11 protein-coding genes, 2 pseudogenes and 1 riboswitch are annotated in these 17875 nt (G+C 72.5%); of the genes and pseudogenes, 6 read left to right on the top strand and 7 right to left on the bottom strand.

Going from position 1 to position 17875, the window contains the following annotated elements:
• Positions 1-9 precede the first annotated feature (9 nt).
• The gene (locus tag ASF49_RS14680; protein ID WP_243214420.1) at positions 10-1080 is read right to left on the bottom strand and encodes a siderophore-interacting protein; all 1071 of its coding nucleotides are present in this window, start codon (positions 1078-1080) and stop codon (positions 10-12) included.
• A gap of 235 nt (positions 1081-1315) precedes the next feature.
• Positions 1316-1852 (bottom strand): sigma-70 family RNA polymerase sigma factor, encoded by a 537-nt coding sequence (locus ASF49_RS14675; RefSeq protein ID WP_056474034.1) that lies wholly within the window; start codon positions 1850-1852, stop codon positions 1316-1318.
• A gap of 294 nt (positions 1853-2146) precedes the next feature.
• On the opposite strand from ASF49_RS14675, the gene ASF49_RS14670 reads away from it, so the two are divergent.
• Positions 2147-2926 carry a GNAT family N-acetyltransferase gene (locus ASF49_RS14670; protein ID WP_056474031.1) on the top strand — a complete coding sequence of 260 codons (780 nt, stop codon included), beginning with the start codon at positions 2147-2149 and terminating at the stop codon, positions 2924-2926.
• A gap of 7 nt (positions 2927-2933) precedes the next feature.
• On the opposite strand, the gene ASF49_RS24320 is transcribed toward ASF49_RS14670, so the two are convergent.
• From ASF49_RS24320 to ASF49_RS14660, 5 genes and pseudogenes are all read right to left on the bottom strand, one after another.
• On the bottom strand, positions 2934-3923 hold the full coding sequence (locus ASF49_RS24320; RefSeq protein ID WP_244472833.1) for a thioesterase domain-containing protein: 990 nt from the start codon (positions 3921-3923) through the stop codon (positions 2934-2936).
• Positions 3924-3995: 72 nt separating this feature from the next.
• Positions 3996-5235, bottom strand: a pseudogene (locus tag ASF49_RS24530) (AMP-binding protein); the annotation flags it as partial.
• 1 nt (position 5236) lies between these two features.
• On the bottom strand, positions 5237-5745 hold a 509-nt coding region (locus ASF49_RS24525; RefSeq protein ID WP_244472832.1), incomplete at its 3' end, for an AMP-binding protein.
• A 453-nt stretch (positions 5746-6198) separates the two neighbouring features.
• Positions 6199-9495, bottom strand: a pseudogene (locus tag ASF49_RS23755) (condensation domain-containing protein); the annotation flags it as partial.
• Positions 9496-9538: 43 nt separating this feature from the next.
• Positions 9539-9763, bottom strand: a complete 225-nt coding sequence (locus tag ASF49_RS14660) for an MbtH family protein (protein WP_055955600.1) — start codon at positions 9761-9763, stop codon at positions 9539-9541.
• A 255-nt stretch (positions 9764-10018) separates the two neighbouring features.
• Here ASF49_RS14660 and ASF49_RS14655 point away from each other — a divergent pair, with 255 nt between their 5' ends.
• The 5 genes from ASF49_RS14655 to ASF49_RS14635 all read left to right on the top strand — a co-directional run bounded on the left by ASF49_RS14655 (position 10019) and on the right by ASF49_RS14635 (position 17507).
• Positions 10019-11113, top strand: coding sequence for a GNAT family N-acetyltransferase (locus ASF49_RS14655; RefSeq protein WP_056474025.1), 1095 nt, complete (start codon positions 10019-10021; stop codon positions 11111-11113).
• Positions 11110-12486, top strand: a complete 1377-nt coding sequence (locus ASF49_RS14650; protein ID WP_056474022.1) for a lysine N(6)-hydroxylase/L-ornithine N(5)-oxygenase family protein — start codon at positions 11110-11112, stop codon at positions 12484-12486. Before ASF49_RS14655 ends, ASF49_RS14650 begins: the two co-directional genes overlap by 4 nt.
• 41 nt (positions 12487-12527) lie before the next feature.
• The gene (locus tag ASF49_RS14645) at positions 12528-13361 is read left to right on the top strand and encodes an ATP-binding cassette domain-containing protein (RefSeq protein ID WP_082511293.1); all 834 of its coding nucleotides are present in this window, start codon (positions 12528-12530) and stop codon (positions 13359-13361) included.
• A 570-nt stretch (positions 13362-13931) separates the two neighbouring features.
• Positions 13932-14132, top strand: a riboswitch (cobalamin riboswitch).
• Between the two features lie 142 nt (positions 14133-14274).
• Entirely contained in the window at positions 14275-16344 is a 2070-nt protein-coding gene (locus tag ASF49_RS14640; RefSeq protein ID WP_243214428.1) for a TonB-dependent siderophore receptor, read from the top strand.
• A complete protein-coding gene (locus ASF49_RS14635; protein ID WP_056474432.1) occupies positions 16344-17507 on the top strand; it encodes a DUF1624 domain-containing protein in 1164 nt (387 codons plus the stop codon). The genes ASF49_RS14640 and ASF49_RS14635 overlap by 1 nt, the downstream gene beginning before the upstream one ends.
• Positions 17508-17875: the final 368 nt, after the last annotated feature.

Genomic DNA, 17875 nt, shown 5'->3' with positions numbered 1-17875 from the left:
CGCGGGTCCCTACGCGTCCGCGTCCTCGCTGTGCCCGCGCCGCCAATAGGCCACCGCGAGGTGCCGGTCGCGGGGCAGGCCGCAGGTCTTGCGCCAATGGGCGCGCAGGGCCTTGAAGGTCTCGAACTCGGTGCCGGCCCAGGCGAAGACGCTGCGGTCCTGCGGAATCGGAACCGCCTTCACGGCCTCGGCCAACCGGAGCGTGGATCCCGCCGGTGCGCCCGTCCGGTGCAGCCAGTGCAGGGCGATTCCCTCCGGATGCGCCAGGTCCAGTTCGTCGGCCACCTCGCCGACCTCGATCACCGCGACGCCGGTGGCCTCCGGGGAGAGGCGCTCGAGGATGCGGGCGATGGCCGGCAGCGCCGTCTCGTCGCCGGCCAGCAGATACCAGTCCGCCTGCGCGACGCCCCGGCCGCCCGGCCCCAGCAACCCGACGACGTCGCCGAAGCGGGCCCGCGCGGCGAAGGCCGCCCCCGGACCGGGCGCATCGTGCAGGACGAAGTCCACCGCGATCTCGCCGGCCGCCGCATCGACCCGACGGACGGTGTAGGTGCGCATAGCCGGCGCGGACGGCCCCTCCGGCCAGACCGGGATCCCGTTGGCGCCCGGCACCGGCCAGACCGGCGGCTGGCCCTCGGGCGGGATCAGCAGGTGGATGTGCATGTCCGGCGCGTCGTAGCGGGCGAGATCCTGGCCCCCGAAGGTGATGCGGCGCAGGTGCGGGGTCAGATCCTCGATCCGCCGGACCCGGACCTCGCGCAGGCTCGGCAGGGTGGTGTCCGCGCAGCCGTCCCCGGTCCAGATCAGCCTGGCCTCCGCCGCACCCGGCAGCTCCTGCAGGTGCTGGGCGAGCATGAACTTGATGGCGGCGAGCCGGGTGGTGTCGTCGGCCTCGGCCCGCAGGGTGAGGCGATCCCGGTCGATCTCCAGGCTACCGGTCCCGATGTCGAAGGCGATCCGGGCACGCCCGGGCGCGGCCTCGACGAGGAAGTCGTGCTCCTCGAAATGCTCGCAGAGATGCGCCACGTGCCGCTCGGCATCGGCGAGATGGACCTGGGCCTCGGCCGCCAGCAATGTCACAGGATGGTCTCCCCGTACGCGCGGATGTGCAATTCGAGCCGATCGAGCGATGTCTCAGATCGGCCAGCCCTAAAGGATGGGCGATGCGGAAACAACAGAGATGCTTGTTTTGTAATCGTTCTAATTAGAATGTCGCAGGTATTGTTCATTCACGAAGCGGTCTCTGTTCTTCGTCTCGTCTGAAGAGATCTTTGCCGGATCGCTGACGCCGATCCGCGCCGGACCTGATCCAGCCTCACGCCGCCGCGGCCCGGCACAGGGCGGTGCCGTCCCGGATCATGAAGTTCACCAGCGTCGGCGAGATGCCGGCTTCCCGGGCCAGCACGTTCTGGGGCACGCCGTCGATGCGGTGGGCGAGGAAGACCCGTCGGGTGCGCTCGGGCGTTTCCGCCAGGGCGGCCAGGACGGCGCGGAGCGCCTCGCAGCGCTCCATGTGCGCCTGCGGGCAGGTGCAGGGCGCCGGCACGGCATCCGCCTCGGCGTCCGGCGCCAGGCGGCAGCGCTCGCGCAGATGGCGGCGGGCGCAATCGATCGCGGCATTGCGGACGATGCGGCGCAGGTACGGCGCGGGCGCCGCGACCTCGGGACAGACCGAAGCCTCGCACAGCTTGAGGACGACGTCCTGCACCACGTCCTCCGCGGTGGCGCGGTCACGCAGGATGCGGGCGGCGACGTCCACCAGGGTGGCCTGCTCGCGCACCAGAGCGGCGAGCAGGGTGGCGATGGCGGGGGAGGAGCCCTGCGGGGGCACGGGAGCCCGGGTCTGTGTCATCGACAGCCTTCCTCATCGTGATGGCCGCGACGATCCTTCGGAAACGGAGCGGGCTCGGCGCCCGGGCCCGCGTTATCCGCGATCGTCGATTTCACAAGCGAGGCTATGTCGGCATATCGCTGACGAATTCAAGCTTGTACTTGAAAATGATATCTGGAATTAGAAGAGTTCCAATTCAAAAATACCCTGTCGATGGGCAATAGTCTTCTGCAGTTGCTATCTATGATACAATCGGCGGACAGGAATCGTCTTGCCCCTGTGCTCCCTGGCGAAGCGACGCGAGAGGCGGAATCCATGGTTCGAACCGAGTTTCGGCCCGAAACGGACTTCACGACGCTGCTTAACGCGCATCTGCGGATGCAGGCGGGATGCTACGTGGCCGGCGTCGAGCCGGCCCCCGCCGGCGGGTGCTACGTCTGGTCCGCCCTGCCCGAGCCGGGCTTCAATCTGGCCATCGGCACGCGGGATCTCGGCTGGATGGCGGCCATGGCCCGCCGGCACGGACGCCGGCCCGCGCGCCTCGCCCTCGACGACGAGGCGCCGGCCGATCCGGATGCGGAGCCGGCCTGCCTCGCCCGCTACCCGACCCGGTGGATGGTGCGGGGCTCCGATGCGTCGGAGGCCGCCCCGCCGGAGGGAATCGACCTGACGGTGGAGACGGCCCCCGCCCCCGGCGACGCCTTCCTCTCGGTCTGCGGCGACCTCTACGCGGAGCCCGCGTTCAACGCCGTGGCGCAGGCGGTCTTCGTGCCGCTCCTGGCCGCGGCGCGGGCAGTGCCGGGGGTCGAGACCCGGCACCTCACCCTGAGCGAGGCGGGCGTGCCGGTGGCCTGCGCTTCGCTCTACCGGGCCGGCCCCCTGGCGGGCCTGTACAATGTCGGCACTCGCGCGTCCCGCCAGGGCCGGGGTCTCGGCGCCCAGGCGACGCGGGCCGCCCTCCGCTGCGCGGCGGAGACCGGCGCCGGGACGGTGTTCCTGCAATGCGTCGGCGAAGGCCCGGTCGAGCGCCTCTACCGGCGCCTCGGCTTCACGGTGGCGGCGAGCCCTGTCCTGGAGGTCTTCGACGAATCCTGAGCGCTCCTCAGGCCCGGCCCGCGTCCAGGCGGGCCGCGAAACTGGCGTGGAAGTCGGCCGAATCGACGATTTCCCGGTGGGTGACGCCGGGAATGACATCGCGGCTGAGCACGTGCCGGGAGTAGCGGCTCCAATCCACGTGGTTGAGCCCCCGCGCGAGCGATTCCCCGGCGAGCCAGACCCGGATCGGGACATCGAAGGCCGCGGCTCGGTATCCCCGGTACAGCAGCGTGTTGTCCACGAAGGTCCAGAGCTCGAATTCCTTGCTGCCGAGGCCCGGCCCGTCGGCGGGCAGCGGGCCGGAGGCGGCGACGTAGGCGAGGAACTGCGCCGTCAGGCCCTCGTCCATGCGCCGGAACAGGTCCTCCCAGTCGGCCCGCATCGGCGAGCGCTCGAGCCAGAGGGCGACCTGCGCCTGCCGGGCGCTGCGCGCCTCCGGCGACAGACGCGGCAGGGCGCCGACCGCGAAGTTCACGTCGATGTCGCAGACATCGAGCATGCCGACGAAGGTCAGGTCCACGTCCGAGCCCAGCATCCGGGCGGCCTCGTAGGCGAGCACCCCGCCCCAGGACCAGCCGAGCAGGGTGCAGGGCCTGCCCGCGCACTCCGCCCGGATGGTCTCCGCGTAGCGCGCGGCGATGTCCTCCACCGAGACCACGCTCTTGCGGGCCTCGGTGAGCGAGTAGCACACGAAGCCGGTCACCGGCTGGTCCGGCCCGAGGCGGCGCACCAGGGGCGCGTATTCGCGGGTGTTCACCATCAGGCCTGGGAAGCAGTAGAGCATCGGGCGGGTCCCGGTGCGTGAGAGGTGCACCACCTGGGGCGTGCCGACCGCGTCGGCGCTGAGCGCCGCCGCCAGGGTCGCCACGGTCTGGTTGTTGAACAGGTCCGCGATGGTGGGCGCGCGGCCCGGAAAGGCCGTTCCCAGGGCGGTCAGCACCCGCAGGGCCGTGAGGGAATGCGCGCCGGCCTCGAAGAAGTTCTGATCGGGGTGGATGGTTGTGAGGCCGAGGGCCTCGGCCCAGATGCGCGCGACGACGGCCTCGGTCTCGCTGAGCGGGCGGGCCGNCGCCGGCCTCGAAGAAGTTCTGATCGGGGTGGATGGTTGTGAGGCCGAGGGCCTCGGCCCAGATGCGCGCGACGACGGCCTCGGTCTCGCTGAGCGGGCGGGCCGRGGCCGCCTCGGCCGGGAGGTCGGCGGGCGCCGGCAGGGCCGCCCGGTCGAGCTTGCCCCCCGGCGTCAGCGGCAGGGCGGCCAGCACCACGATCCGGCCCGGCACCAGGTAATCCGGCAGCCGCCGCGCYAGGGCCGCCCGCAAGGGCSCCTCCGCCGGCGCCGCCCCGGGGGCCGCCACCACGTAGCCCACCAGGCGCGGACCCGCCGGCCCGTCCCGCAGGGCGGCGGCGGCGCCCGCCACCGTCTCCTGGGCGAGCAGGGCCGCCTCGACCTCGCCGAGYTCGATCCGGAAGCCGCGCAGCTTCACCTGCGCGTCCGCYCGCCCGAGATACGCCACCGTCCCGTCCGCCCGCCAGCGGGCGAGRTCGCCSGTGCGGTAGAGCCGYGCCCCGGGCGCCCCGTAGGGGTCGGGCAGGAAGCGGGCCGCCGTCTGGCCGGGCTGTCCGAGATAGCCCCGCGCCAGGCARKCGCCGGCGAGGTAGAGCTCGCCCGTCACCCCCACCGGCACCGGCTCCAGGGCSGCGTCGAGGAYCAGGGCGCGGCGCGGGCCGACCGCCCGGCCGATCGGCGCGTAGGCGTCCTCGACGCCGGCCCGTCCGTCGGTCTTCCAGGCCAGGGGCGAGATCACCGTCTCGGTGGGGCCGTAGCCGTTGACGAGGAAGCGCGGGCGCAAGGCCCGYGCGATGAGCCCGAAGCTCTCGCGCGAGAGGGCCTCGCCGCCGAAGGCGTAGGAGCGCGGGCTGGGGGCGGGTCCGGCGGCGGCCTCGCGGGCCAGGGCGTGCATGTAGGCGGTGGGAAAGCCCGCATGGCTGACGCGGTGGCGCTCCATGGCGTCGAGGGCCTCGCGCGGGGTCCAGAGGCCGTCGGGCTTGAGGACGAGGCAGSCGCCGAAGGCGAGGGGCACCATCCAGCGCTCGTGGGCGCCGTCGAAGCTCATGGAGAGGACGTGGAGTTCGCGGGTGTCGGGTCCGGTCTCGTAGAGGGCGCCGGTGGCGCGCAGATGGGCGGCCAGGGGTCCGTGGGCGACGGCGACGCCCTTGGGCCGGCCGGTGGAGCCGGAGGTGTGGATGACGTAGGCGAGCTGGTCCGGGTGCAGGGGCACGGCGGGGGCGGTGGCGGGCTCGCGGGAGAGNGGGTCTCGAACCACCCTTCGAGCCAGGGGTCCGTGGGCGACGGCGACGCCCTTGGGCCGGCCGGTGGAGCCGGAGGTGTGGATGACGTAGGCGAGCTGGTCCGGGTGCAGGGGCACGGCGGGGGCGGTGGCGGGCTCGCGGGAGAGGTCGAGGGCGTCGAGATCGAGGTCGAGGGCTTGGTGATCGAGGGCGTCGCGGTCGAGGGTCCCGGGCGGGCCCGGGACGGTGGCGAGGCGGGCGAGGGTGTCGGCGTCGCCGAGGACGAGGCGCGGTCGGGCATCGGCCAGGAGGGCGGCGATCCGGGCGGGGGGCAGGCCGGGATCGAGGGGCAGGAAGGCGCCGCCGGCGCGCAGGATTGCGAGGAAGGCGGCGATCTGGCGGGCGGAGCGCGGCAGGGCGACGGCGACGCGGGTCTCGGCCCGGACGCCGTGCCGGACGAGGGCGTGGGCGAGGCGGTTGGCGCTGGCGTCGAGGGCGGCGAAGGTGGTGGTGGTCTCGCCGCAGATCACGGCGGGCGCGTCGGGGCGTGCGGCGGCGGCCTTCGCGATCAGGCCGGGCAGGAGGTCGTCGGCCAGGGGCAGCGGTCCGGGATAGGGGGCCGACAGCGCGAGGCGGGTCCGTTCCGGGACCAGCGGCAGGAGGTCCACCCGCCGCGCCGGCTCCGCCACCAGCGCAGCCAGAAGTCCCAGGAAACCGTCGCGGATCCGCTCCAGGGTCTCCTGCTGGAACAGGTCGCGGCCTATGCGCCCCTTGGTGCAGTCCGATGGACATGATNGCCAGGTCGGATTGCGAGAGGGGCAGCGCGAAGCCCTGCGGACCTGCCAGAACCCGAACGTCGCCGCCGTGGTGGTCATCGGCATCGAGGACCAGTGGACCAACCGGATCGTCGAGGGCACCAGGCGGGTCCGTTCCGGGACCAGCGGCAGGAGGTCCACCCGCCGCGCCGGCTCCGCCACCAGCGCAGCCAGAAGTCCCAGGAAACCGTCGCGGATCCGCGCGACCGCGCCGGGGTCGAACAGCACGGTGCGATAGGCGAAGGTGCAGGCGGGCGCCTCCGCGTTCTCCGCGACTTCCAGGACGAGGTCGAAGGCCGGATCGCCGGTATCCCGCCCGAAAGCCGTCAGGCTGAGGCCACCCGCCTCCCCGAGGGCGCCGAGTCCGGCTGGCTGCTGGCTGATCATGACCTGCGCCAGGGGGGCGCGGCCGGGCAGGCGCTGCGGCTGCAGGGCCTCCACCAGGCGCTCGAACGGCAGCTCCGCATGGGCCTGCGCCTCGGCCAGTACGGACCAGACCCGGGCGACGAGGCCGCGCCCGTCGCCGATCGGCTCGATCGCGACCGGGATGACCAGGGTGTTCACGAAGAGGCCGACCAGGCCCTCCGTCTCCGGGCGCTGGCGCCCGGCCACCGGCAGGGCGAGGCGCAGGGCGCGCGTGCCCGCGAAGCGGCCCAGGACCAGCGCGAAGGCGGCGGTCAGCACGGCGAAGGGCGAGGTGCCGGTGGCGCGCGCGAAATCCGCCACGCCGCGGCCGAGGGCCGGATCGATCCGGAAGGCGAGCCGGCCGGAGGACGCCGTCTCGGTGGGACGGGCACGGTCGCTCAGAGCGAGATCCGGCTCCGTCCCATCCAGGCGCGCGCGCCACCAGGCGAGGTCCTCGGCGCGCGCCGCTTCCCGGGCCGGGTCGCGCTGCCAGGCCGCGACGTCGACGGGCTGGATCGGCAGGGGCTCGAGGGGATCCGCCCGGCCCGCGCGGGCCGCCGCGTAGAGGGCCGGCCATTCGCGCAGGATCACCCGCATCGACCAGCCGTCGGAGACGATGTGGTGCATCGTGACGAGAAGCACGTGCGCCTCGGGGGCGCAGTGCACCAGCCGGAACCGGGAGAGAGCGCCGCCATCGAGGGCGAAGGGAGCCTCCGCCTCGGCATGGATGAGCGCCTCCAGGGCTTCCTCGCGCGCCCGCTCGTCGAGCCCCGACAGGTCCGTTTCGGGCAGGTCGGGCGATGCGGCCACGGGATCGATCACGGCATCCGCCCGCCCGTCCGGGCGCTGGCGCAGCCGCGTGCGGAACGCCTCGTGGCGCCCCGTCAGCGCGGACAGAGTGGTTTCGAGGGCCGCACGGTCCAGGGGGCCGTCGAGGCGCAGGCCGCCGGCGATGTGGTGGCCGGGGCCGTCACCGTAGGCGGCCTCGAACCACAGGCGGTCCTGGCCGGGCGAGAGCGGAAGCGCGCCCGAGCGATCCGCGCGCGGGATCGCGGCCTGGGCGGCGCCGGTCTCGCGCAGGCGGTCCAGGGCCTGCGCGAGGGCGCCGAGGCGCGGATGGGCGAACAGGGTCGCGGCGGGCAGCGACAGGCCGGTCGCGGCGTGGATCTCGGTCAGGAGGCGGATCGCGCTGAGGGAGTCGCCCCCCTGGGCGAAGAAGTGGCTGTCGCGATCCTGCTCCGTCCGCCCGAGGACCCGGGCGAACAGCCCGGCCACCAGCGCCTCGGTGGGCGCGAGCGCCGCGGATTGCCGGTCCCGCGCCCCGGCCGGCCGGCCATCCTCGATCACCGCGTAGGCATCGAGGCTGCCCGCCCGCCAGCCCTCGCGGGTGGCCCCGCGCTGGATCTTGCCGCTGGAGGTGCGCGGCAGGCCGCCCGGATTGAGGAGCACGACGACGCGGGCGGTCTCCAGGAAGGCGTCGGCCACGGCTTCCGAGACCAGGGCCGCCAGCGCCTCGGGCCGCACCAGCTTCTGGACGCTGCGCGAGACTTCCACGGCGACGCCGATGCCCTCGCGGCCCTCGCGTTCCAGGCCGAAGGCGGCGATCCGGCCCTGGCGCAGGATGTCGACCTCCGCCTCGACCACCCGCTCGACGTCCTGCGGATAGACGTTCTGCCCGCGCAGGATGATGAGGTCCTTGGCCCGTCCCACCAGGACGAGCCGCCCCGCCGTCAGGAAGCCGAGGTCGCCGGTACGCAGCCAGCGCCGGCCCTCGACCTCCGGGAAGGTCTCGGCGCTCGCCGCCGGGTTGCGCCAATAGCCCTGGGCGAGGCTGGGACCGGAGACGCGGACCTCGCCGACGACGCCCTCCGGCAGGAAGGCCCCGGCCGGGTCGGCGATCCGGACCGGATGGTCCTCCGGCGACATGCCGCACTCGACGAGGCGGCTCGCCGCCCCGCTCCCCGTCTCCCGCGCCTCGCCCCGGGCCAGGCTCCCGGGATCGAGATCGAGGCTGCGCAGGCCGGCGCCGCGCCGGCCCGCCGAGACGAACAGGGTCGCCTCGGCGAGGCCGTAGCAGGGCATGAGCGCGCGCGGGTCGAAGCCGGCGGGGGCGAAGCGCGCGGCGAAATCCGCCATGGTCGCGGCACGCACCATCTCGGAGCCCGAGAAGGCCACCTGCCAGGAGGACAGGTCGAGGCGCGCCAGGGCGTCGTCGTCGACGCGGTCGTGGCAGAGCCGGAAGGCGAAGTCGGGTCCGCCGCTCACCGTGCCGCGATGGCGGTGGATCGCCTCCGGCCAGCGGGCGGGACGCCCCAGGAAGTGCTTGGGCGACATCAGCACCGCCGGGACGCCGGCATGGATCGGCTGCAGCAGCCCGCCGATCAGGCCCATGTCGTGGTAGAGCGGCAGCCAGCTCACCAGCACGTCGTCCGCGCGGAAGCCGAGGCCGTCGCGGATCGCGCGCTCGTTCGCCATCAGGTTGGCGTGGCTGACCACGACGCCCTTGGGCGAGGCCGTGGACCCGGAAGTGTATTGCAGGAAGGCGATCCCGTCCGGCTCCGGCAGACGCTCGCGCCAGTCCTCGGCCTCCGCCGTTGCGATGTCCTCGACGCCTAAGACCACGGCAACGCCGGCCCCCGGCATGGCCCGGACGATGTCGCCGGCCTCCCGGTGGACCAGGATCACCGCCGGCTCGGAATCCGTCAGGATCGCCGACAGGCGCGCCTGATGCTGGGCCCGGCGCGCCTCGGGCGGGAAGGCCGGCACCGCGATCAGGCCGGCATAGAGGCAGCCGAAGAAGGCCGCCACGTAGTCGAGGCCCGTCTCCAGCATCAGGGCGACCCGGTCGCCCGGCAGCGCATGGCCCTGGAGCCGGGCGGCGACGGCCCGGACGCGCCGGTCGAGGTCCGCGTAGCTCACCGTGATCTCGCCTGAGGCCGGATCGTCGAGGAAATGCAGGGCCGCGACCGGGCCATGGGCCTCGGCCAGCCCGCGCAGGTGGCGGACGAAATCGCGGGCGGGCGCCACCGTGATCGGAGCGCGCGGGACGACGACGGTCATCGGATCTCCTGACGACATGCGGGGCTGGGGAGCGGCGGCGGGCTCAGGTCCGGGGCGCCGGCGCGTCCCCGTCGAGGGCGCGCCGCAGCGAGGCCGGTCGCATGTCGGTCCAGACCGTGTCGATATGGGCGAGGCAGTCGGCCCGGGTCCCTGAATATCCGGTGGCGGCCCAGCCCTGCGGCACCGGCCGGAAGGACGGCCAGATGGAGTATTGCGCCTCGTGGTTGAGGACGACGAGGAACGTCGCTTCGCTGTCGTCGATGGCCATGGGCCTGCTCCCGGAACGCTGCGGTCTCGCTAGGCAGGACGGTGAGGGCCGCCGCGAATTTAGTCCGACGCCGCGAAAAAAGTTCGGGCCGGGCCTAAATCGCGGCGGCGCCCCGGCGTCCTTGTGGGCAACAGGTGCTGCGTCCCCGGCGCGATCGGGGGCGGTCCGCGCCTGACAGCGGAGAACCTGCCGGCGTGCAGACCTGTCAGCCGTGCAGACCTGCCAGCGAAGGCGAGGCCGATGTTGCGAACCCCCATGCCCTTTCGCGCCGGAGAGGCGGCCGGCCGCCCCCGGATCGTCCACCAGGCCGGCGAACAGCTCAGCGTCGTGGCGGACGACCGCGTGGCCCTGCGCCTGCGGCTGTCCGGGACCGGCCCCGTCCGCCTGACCTTCGAGGATGGGGAGGGCCTGGACGCCGCAACCGCGCTGCCCGCCCTGATGGCCGCGTTCGAGGCCGTCTCGGCGGCCCATCCGGACCAGGACCGGATCGGTCTGGACCTCGCGGGCGCCGCGGATCTCATGCCGGCCCTGCTGCCGGCCCTGCGCGCCGCGGGCCTCGCGGTGGGTGACGGGGACGCGCTCGCGGTCCATGCCGCCCTGCTCTGGCAGCGTCCCGAGCCCTGGCTCGCGGACCCGTCGCGCCGGGACTTCCCCGCCATGCCGGTGATGACCGAGGGGCGGCGCCATCCCCTGCGGGCGCCCAAGCCCACGGGACTCCTCTATCGGCGCTTCGTCCCCTGGCTCGGACAGTCGGTTGCGTTCCGGGCGGCGACCCTCGACGACGTCGATCGGCTGCACCGCTGGATGAACGACCCGCGCGTCGACGCGGTCTGGGCGGAGGCGGGTCCCCGCGCCAAGCACGAGGCCTACCTCGCCGGCCTCATCGCCGATCCGCACATGCTCCCCCTGATCGGCAGCTTCGGCGACGAACCGTTCGGCTATTTCGAGGTGTACTGGGCCAAGGAGAACCGCCTCGCGCCGTTCTACGAGGTGCGCGACTACGATCGCGGCTGGCACGTGCTGGTGGGCGAGGACCGGTTCCGTGGCCGGCCCTACGTCTCCGCCTGGCTGCCCTCGCTGATGCACGCCCTCTTCCTCGACGATGCGCGCACCGACCGGATCGTCGGCGAGCCCCGGGCCGATCACGTCCAGCAACTGCGCAACCTCGAACGCTCGGGCTTCGCCCGCATCAAGACCTTCGACTTCCCGCACAAGCGCGCCGCCCTGGTGATGCTGCTGCGCGAGCGCTTCTTCGGCGAGCGGCTGTGGGCGCCGAACCTGCCGCAGGCGCAGCCCGCGCGCGGGGACGACGCGATAATCGCAGACCGCGCGCTGGGAGCCGCCGCATGACAGAAGGCTATCAGTCCGGCGCCGCCCTGGGCCTTCGAAGCCCGGTCCCCGAGGCGGAGGCCTTCACCTTCGGCGGTGAGGGACCGGGCGGCGCCGTGCAGGACGTGATCGGGATCGGCTTCGGCCCGTCGAACCTCGCCCTCGCCATCGCCCTCGACGAGGCCGGCCGCCGGAGCGGGCGTCCCGCCCGGGTGCGCTACCTGGAGCGCCAGCCCGAGTTTCTCTGGCACGGGGGCATGCTGCTGCCCGACAGCGGCATGCAGATCTCGTTCCTGAAGGATCTCGTCACCCTGCGCGACCCGACGAGCCCGTTCAGCTTCATCAATTACCTCCACGTGCACGGCCGGCTGACCGACTACATCAACCGCAAGTCGTTCTATCCGAGCCGGATCGAGTTCAACGACTACCTGCGCTGGGTGGCGTCCCACTTCGCCGACCGGTGCGACTACGGCGAGACCGTCCTGGCGGTGGAGCCGGAGCGGACGGGCGAGACGGTGCGCCACCTCGTCGTGCGCTCGATGGACGGCGCCGGGCGCGAGCGCCGTCGCCGGACCCGGGCCGTCGTCCTCGCCACGGGCGGCGAGCCGCGCATCCCGGAGGCCTTCACGGGCTCTCAGGGCAATCCGCGCGTGTTCCATTCCTCCGGCTACCTTCGGAGCATCGAGGCGCTCCCCCTCGCCGGCCCCTCGCCGCGCATCGCCGTGATCGGCGCCGGCCAGACCGCCGCCGAGCTGTTCCTCGACCTCCAGAGCCGGCTGCCGGGCGCGCAGGTCGACCTGATCTTCCGCGGCCAGGCCCTGAAGCCCGCCGACGACAGCCCCTTCGTCAACGAGATCTTCAATCCCGACTTCACCGACTTCGTCTACGGCCAGCCCGATTCGGGCCGCAGCGCGCTGATCGAGGAATTCCGCGGCACCAACTACTCGGTGATCGACGGGGACCTCCTGACCCGGATCTACGAGATCCTCTACCAGCAGAAGGTCGTGGGCACGGCCCGGCACGCCCTGCACCGGCGGACCCGCGTGGAGGCGGTGACCGACCACGGCCCGCAGGTCGCGCTCGACCTCGTCGACGAGGCCACGGGCGCCCGGCGCCGCGACCGCTACGACGCGGTGATCCTGGCCACCGGCTATCGGCGCGACCGGGTCCAGTCCCTGATGCCGGCCCTGGAGCCCTACCTCGCGGACGGGGGCGTCGATCGCGATTACCGCCTGCGGACCCGGCCCGGCTTCGAGCCGGCCATCTACCTGCAGGGTTTCAGCGAGGAGAGCCACGGCCTGAGCGACACCCTGCTTTCCATCCTGGTGGTTCGCGGGCAGGAGATCGCGCAAGCGCTGCTGAGGGACGCTCCCCCGGTCCGCGCCTCGGCCTGATCCCGCCCCGACCGACCTCGCGCCTCGACGGACCATCCCGGATGATCGCCACGGCCATTCTACCCACCGATGCCCCCGGGGCCGTCCCGCCGGCGGGGGACGCGGTGGGCTACCGGCTCGACGGGGTGTCGTTCGCGGTGCCCGGGCGCCAGCTCCTCGCCCCCCTCACCCTCGACCTGCCGAGCCGGGGCGTCGTCGGCCTCGTGGGGCATAACGGCTCCGGCAAATCGACCCTGATCAAGCTGTTGGGCCGCCAGCAGCGCCCCAGCGGGGGCCGCATCAGCTTCCGGGGTCGCGTCCTCGATGCCTGGGGCGACCGGGCCTTCGCGCGCGCCGTCGCCTACCTGCCGCAGGCGACGCCCCAGGCGCCGGGACTGCTGGTGCGCGAGCTCGTCGCCATGGGTCGCTATCCCTGGCACGGAGCCCTGGGTCGGGTCGGCGCCGCCGACCGCCGGATGGTCACCGAGGCGATGTCCCTCACCGACACGGAGGCCTTCGCCGAGCGTCTCGTCGACAGCCTCTCGGGGGGCGAGCGCCAGCGGGTCTGGCTCGCCATGCTGGTGGCGCAGGATGCCGGCTGCCTCCTCCTCGACGAGCCGATCTCGGCCCTCGACGTCGCCCATCAGGTCGACGTGATGGCCCTGGTCCGGCGCTTGGCCGACGCGCGCGGCGTCACGGTGCTGGTGGTCCTGCACGACATCAACCTGGCGGCGCGCTACTGCGACGAGATCCTCGCCCTCCACGGCGGGCGCCTCATCCGGCGCGGCTCTCCGGACGACCTCCTCACGCCGGAATCCCTCGAAGCCATCTACGGGATTCGCATGGGGATCTTCCGGCACCCGGACACCGACGTGCCCATCGGCTTCACGCGGTGAAGCCCGCAATCGCCGGTGACGGCGGGACGGGCTCGAGGTCCCGGCGCCGAGACCGAAGCGCGTGCCTCCGGCGCGACGCCGGCGCCTCCCTGCCCTTGCGGCCGGAGCCCATCGGCCCTGCGCGACCCTGCGACCTTGCCGAGCACCGCACGCCTCACGGGCGCCGGTACCGGATGCGGACGGTCAGCGCCGCGTCCACCCGTGGGCCTCGCGATCCGGATCTGTCGCAAGCTCCGGGAGAGCCCGTCCGATCCATCCCCCCGGCGGCGCCGCCCAGGGGGGGTGACCTGGGCTCATGGCCAAGCTCATGGCCAAGGTGTTTCGCACGTGGGCTCCGGATCGAGGTTGGATTCCGTCCGCCTTCGCACGTCTTCGTGCCTGCCCGATGTCCGGATCGCAAGACGCCGCGTGGATGTCGGGGCGCGCCCCGACGGTCCGCTTCGAGGCGAAGAAGTCGAGATGCGGACGCCGCGGAGCTCTGAGCCAATCGTCGTGAGCGCCGGCCTGTCACCGTCGAAGCACATGCCAGGGGAAAGCCTCGGAATGCCGTTGACGGCGAACCGCCTCTTCGGGCTCCTTGTCCTCGACGGTTCCTCCCCGGAGGATCAAAAGGGAACGCGGTGAGGGTGGAAGCCCGAAGCCGCGGCTGCCCCCGCAACTGTGAGCGGCGAGCCCATCATCAACACGTCACTGGGTGCCTCGGCACCTGGGAAGACGATGAGAGGGCGGTGACCCGCGAGCCAGGAGACCTGCCGTCAGTCGTGGTCACACGCGAAACGCGCTGGGCGGGGTGCCCCGGCGGGTGCGGGAGCATACGCGTCGCGCGTGTTTCGGCCTCGTTCGCGGTGACGTGCCACTGCCGAGGCCGTCCGTCTTGTCCCGTCGTCCATCGCATCCGTTTTGGCCCGCCCTGGTGTTGACCTGTGCGATCCCCTCCGCCGTCGGGGCCCAGGGGGCGCGCTCCGGCGAGACCGCCGTGGTGCTCGACGCGCTCTCGGTCGAGGGCACCTTCACCGCCACGCCGACCTATCGGGTGCCCGAGCTCCACAGCGGGACCAAGACGGTGACGCCACGTCGCGACGTGCCGCAGCAGGTGGACGTGGTGCCCCGCGAGGTCCTGGTCGACACCGCCGCGACCCGGGTCGAGCGCGCCCTCGACTACGTGCCGGGGGTCGGCAAGCAGAACGATTTCGGCGCCCAGAACCTCGCCCTGTACTCGGTGCGGGGCTTCGCCACCCAGGACATCTTCTTCAACGGCTTCAACATCGCCCGCGGCTACAACGGCGCGCCGGACACCCAGAACGTCCAGTCCATCGAGGTCCTGAAGGGCCCGGCCGGTGCCCTCTACGGCCGCAGCGACCCGGGCGGCACGGTCAACATCCTGACCAAGCAGCCCGTGGCCCGGCCCTTCGTGGAGATGGGCACGCTGTTCGGCAGCTTCGGCACCGCCCGCACGACGGTGGATGCCGGCGGCGCGCTGAGCGAGGACGGCAGCGTGCTCTATCGCTTCAGCGGCGTGCTCGCCCGCCAGGACAGCTTTCGCGACTTTGTCGACGGCGACCGCGTGCTGGTCGCGCCGGTGGTGAGCTGGCAGGTCACGCCCGACACCAAGATCGCCTTCGAAGCCCAGTACCTGCGCAACCGCCAGACCTTCGACCGCGGCACGGTCTCGGTGAACAATCGCCTCGGCCTCGTGCCACGTTCCCGCTTCTTCGGTGAGCCGGGCGACGATTCCGTGTCGGAGAGCGCTCTGCTGCAGGTCCGGCTGGAGCACGCCTTCAACACCGACTGGCAGCTGCGGGTCGCCACCCATCTCAACACCGGCAGCCTCACGGGCCTGCAGACCGGTGCGACCGGTATCCTCGACGACGGCCGCACGCTCCTGCGCGAATTCCGCCGGCACGACTTCACCTGGGGTGTCGCCATCGGCCAGGCCGAACTCCTCGGTCGCTTCGAGACCGGACCCTTCGCCCACACCCTTCTGCTCGGCCTGGAGCACGAGCGCTACAACAGCACCGAGAACCTGCGGCGCTCGACCCCGCGCCTCGACCCCTTCGCCCTCGACCTGTTCGATCCCGTCTACGGACAGGCCAAGCCCCCCTTCACGCGCCGCTACAGCGCCAGCGAGAACGTCGGCAACACGGCCGTCTACCTCCAGGACCAGATCGCCCTGAGCCCGGAATGGAAGCTGCTGCTGGGCAACCGGACCGAGTTCTACAACCAGACCTTCCGGGACAAGGTTGCGGATGAGCGGACCGAGCAGGACCGCACCGGCTTCTCGCCGCGGGCCGGCCTCGTCTACCAGCCGCTGTCGTTCCTGGCCCTCTACGGCAACGTCGCCGCCTCGTTCCGCCCCAACACCGGCTTCGACAGCGCGTCCCGGCCCTTCGCGCCCGAGACCGGGTTCGCCTACGAGGTCGGGGCCAAGCTCGACCTGTTCGACGGCCTCAGCGTGACGGCCGCTGCCTTCCACATCGAGAAGCAGAACGTGCTGACCACCGATCCGGCGGACTTCTTCTTCCAGATCGCCGCCGGTGCCGTGCGCAGCGAGGGCTTCGACGTCAGCCTGGTCGGACAGGTCACGCCCGAGTTCCGGGTCATCGGAGGCTACGCTTTCATCGATGCGGCGGTCACCCGCGACGCGGTCCTGCGGGTCGGCTCGCCGCTCCTCAACATCCCGCGCCACAGCGGTTCCATCCTCGGGATCTACGAGGTCCAGGCCGGGGACTGGAAGGGTTTTGGGATCGGTGGCGGGTTCCGGGCGGTCGGCTCGCGCCTCGGCGACAGCGGCAACGAACGCTTCCGGCTGCCGGGCTACGTCCTGACGGACGCGCTGGCCTACTACCGCTACGGGAACCTGCGCTTCGGGATCAACGTCGACAACATCTTCGACGAGATCTATTACGAGCGTTCCTACAACAGCTTCTGGGTCGGCGTCGGCGAACCGCGTCGGGTCACCGTCAGCATCACGGCATGGTTCTGATGGCCGAACGCGCTCCAACGACCCGCCCGCTTTCGGGGGTTCGCATCGTCTCGATCGATGCCCTGCGCGGCCTCGTCATGCTGCTCATGCTCGTCGACCACGTGCGGGAGTTCGTCTACCTGCATGCCCAGGTCCGCGATCCCATGGACCTCGCCGTCACCCAGCCCGATCTCGTGCTGACGCGGCTGACCTCGCATCTCTGCGCCCCGGTCTTCATCCTGCTCACCGGCCTTTCGGCCAGCCTCTACGCCCGGAAGCATGGCGACCGGCGTGCGGCCAGCGCCTTCCTGCTCCAGCGCGGCCTCCTGCTGATCCTCCTCGAGGTGACGCTGGTCAGCCTCGCCTGGACCCGCAGCTGGGCGCCGCCGATCCTCTACCTTCAGGTGATCTGGGCCATCGGCCTCAGCATGGTGGCGCTGGCCGCCCTGCTCTGGCTGCCCCGCGTGGGCCTGATCCTCCTCGCCCTCGCGGTGATGCTCGGCCACAACCTGCTCGATGGGCTCGTGCTCCAATCCGGCGACACCGGCTACGTGCTCTGGTCGATCCTGCACCAGCGCGGTTTCATCGGATCGCCCTGGGGCGTGGCGCGCACCTCCTATCCCGTCCTGCCCTGGTTCGGCGTGATCGCGGCGGGCTACGCCCTCGGGCCGCTCTTCGCCGGACCGGTCGGGCCGGCCACCCGCCGCGCAGCGCTCCTGGCGCTCGGCGGGGCGGCGCTCGCCGCTTTCCTCATCCTACGGGGCTTCAACGGTTACGGCGATCCGGTGCCGTGGCAGACGGGGGCGACGCCGCTCCTGACGGCCCTCTCCTTCCTGAACCTGACCAAGTACCCGCCCTCGGCCGACTTCCTGCTGCTGACCCTGGGCCTCGGCCTCGGCCTCCTCGCCCTGATCGAGGCCGTGCCGGTGCGAAGCCTCGGAGTTCTGCGCATCTTCGGGGGGGCGCCGCTGTTCTTCTACCTCGCGCATCTCTGGCTGCTGCGCCTGCTCCATGACGGCGCCCTCGCGCTCGGCCTCGCCGGACCCTCCGGTCGGATCGAGGCGGGGTCTCCGGTGCAGATCTGGCTGATCGCCGCCGCCCTCGTCCCGCCGCTCTGGCTCGCCTGCCGCTGGATGGTCGGCCTGAAGCGCCGCGCCGCCTGGCCCGGCCTGAGCTACCTGTAGCCCAGGGCCGAATGTCCGCTTCGCGGGACTCGGAGAAGCCTCCCTGAGGTCGACCCGGGGCGGGAGCGGAGCGAAGGGCTTCGGATGCAATGCGACCTGCCCGCTTCCGGATCGATGTGAGATCCGGGCGGACGTCGGCTGTCCCGGTGACCCGCCGGCGTCGGGTGCCAGGCTTCCCACGCGCCGTCAGCGTCCGGCTCGACTCGGCCAGCCAAGGTGTCGCCATCCCCCTTCGTCCTCGCCGAGAATATCCCCCACCATTCGAACGTCGCCGCTCGTCCGCGTCACCGTGGAGGTTTCCCGCGATCCGGAGCGGCAGGCACGCCCGATCCGGCCGTCCGCTCGTTGAGCGAGGTCGCGCAGTGACT

The organism is Methylobacterium sp. Leaf104 (genome assembly GCF_001422885.1).
Lineage (GTDB): Bacteria > Pseudomonadota > Alphaproteobacteria > Rhizobiales > Beijerinckiaceae > Methylobacterium.
This window is presented reverse-complemented; position numbering and strand designations above follow the sequence as displayed.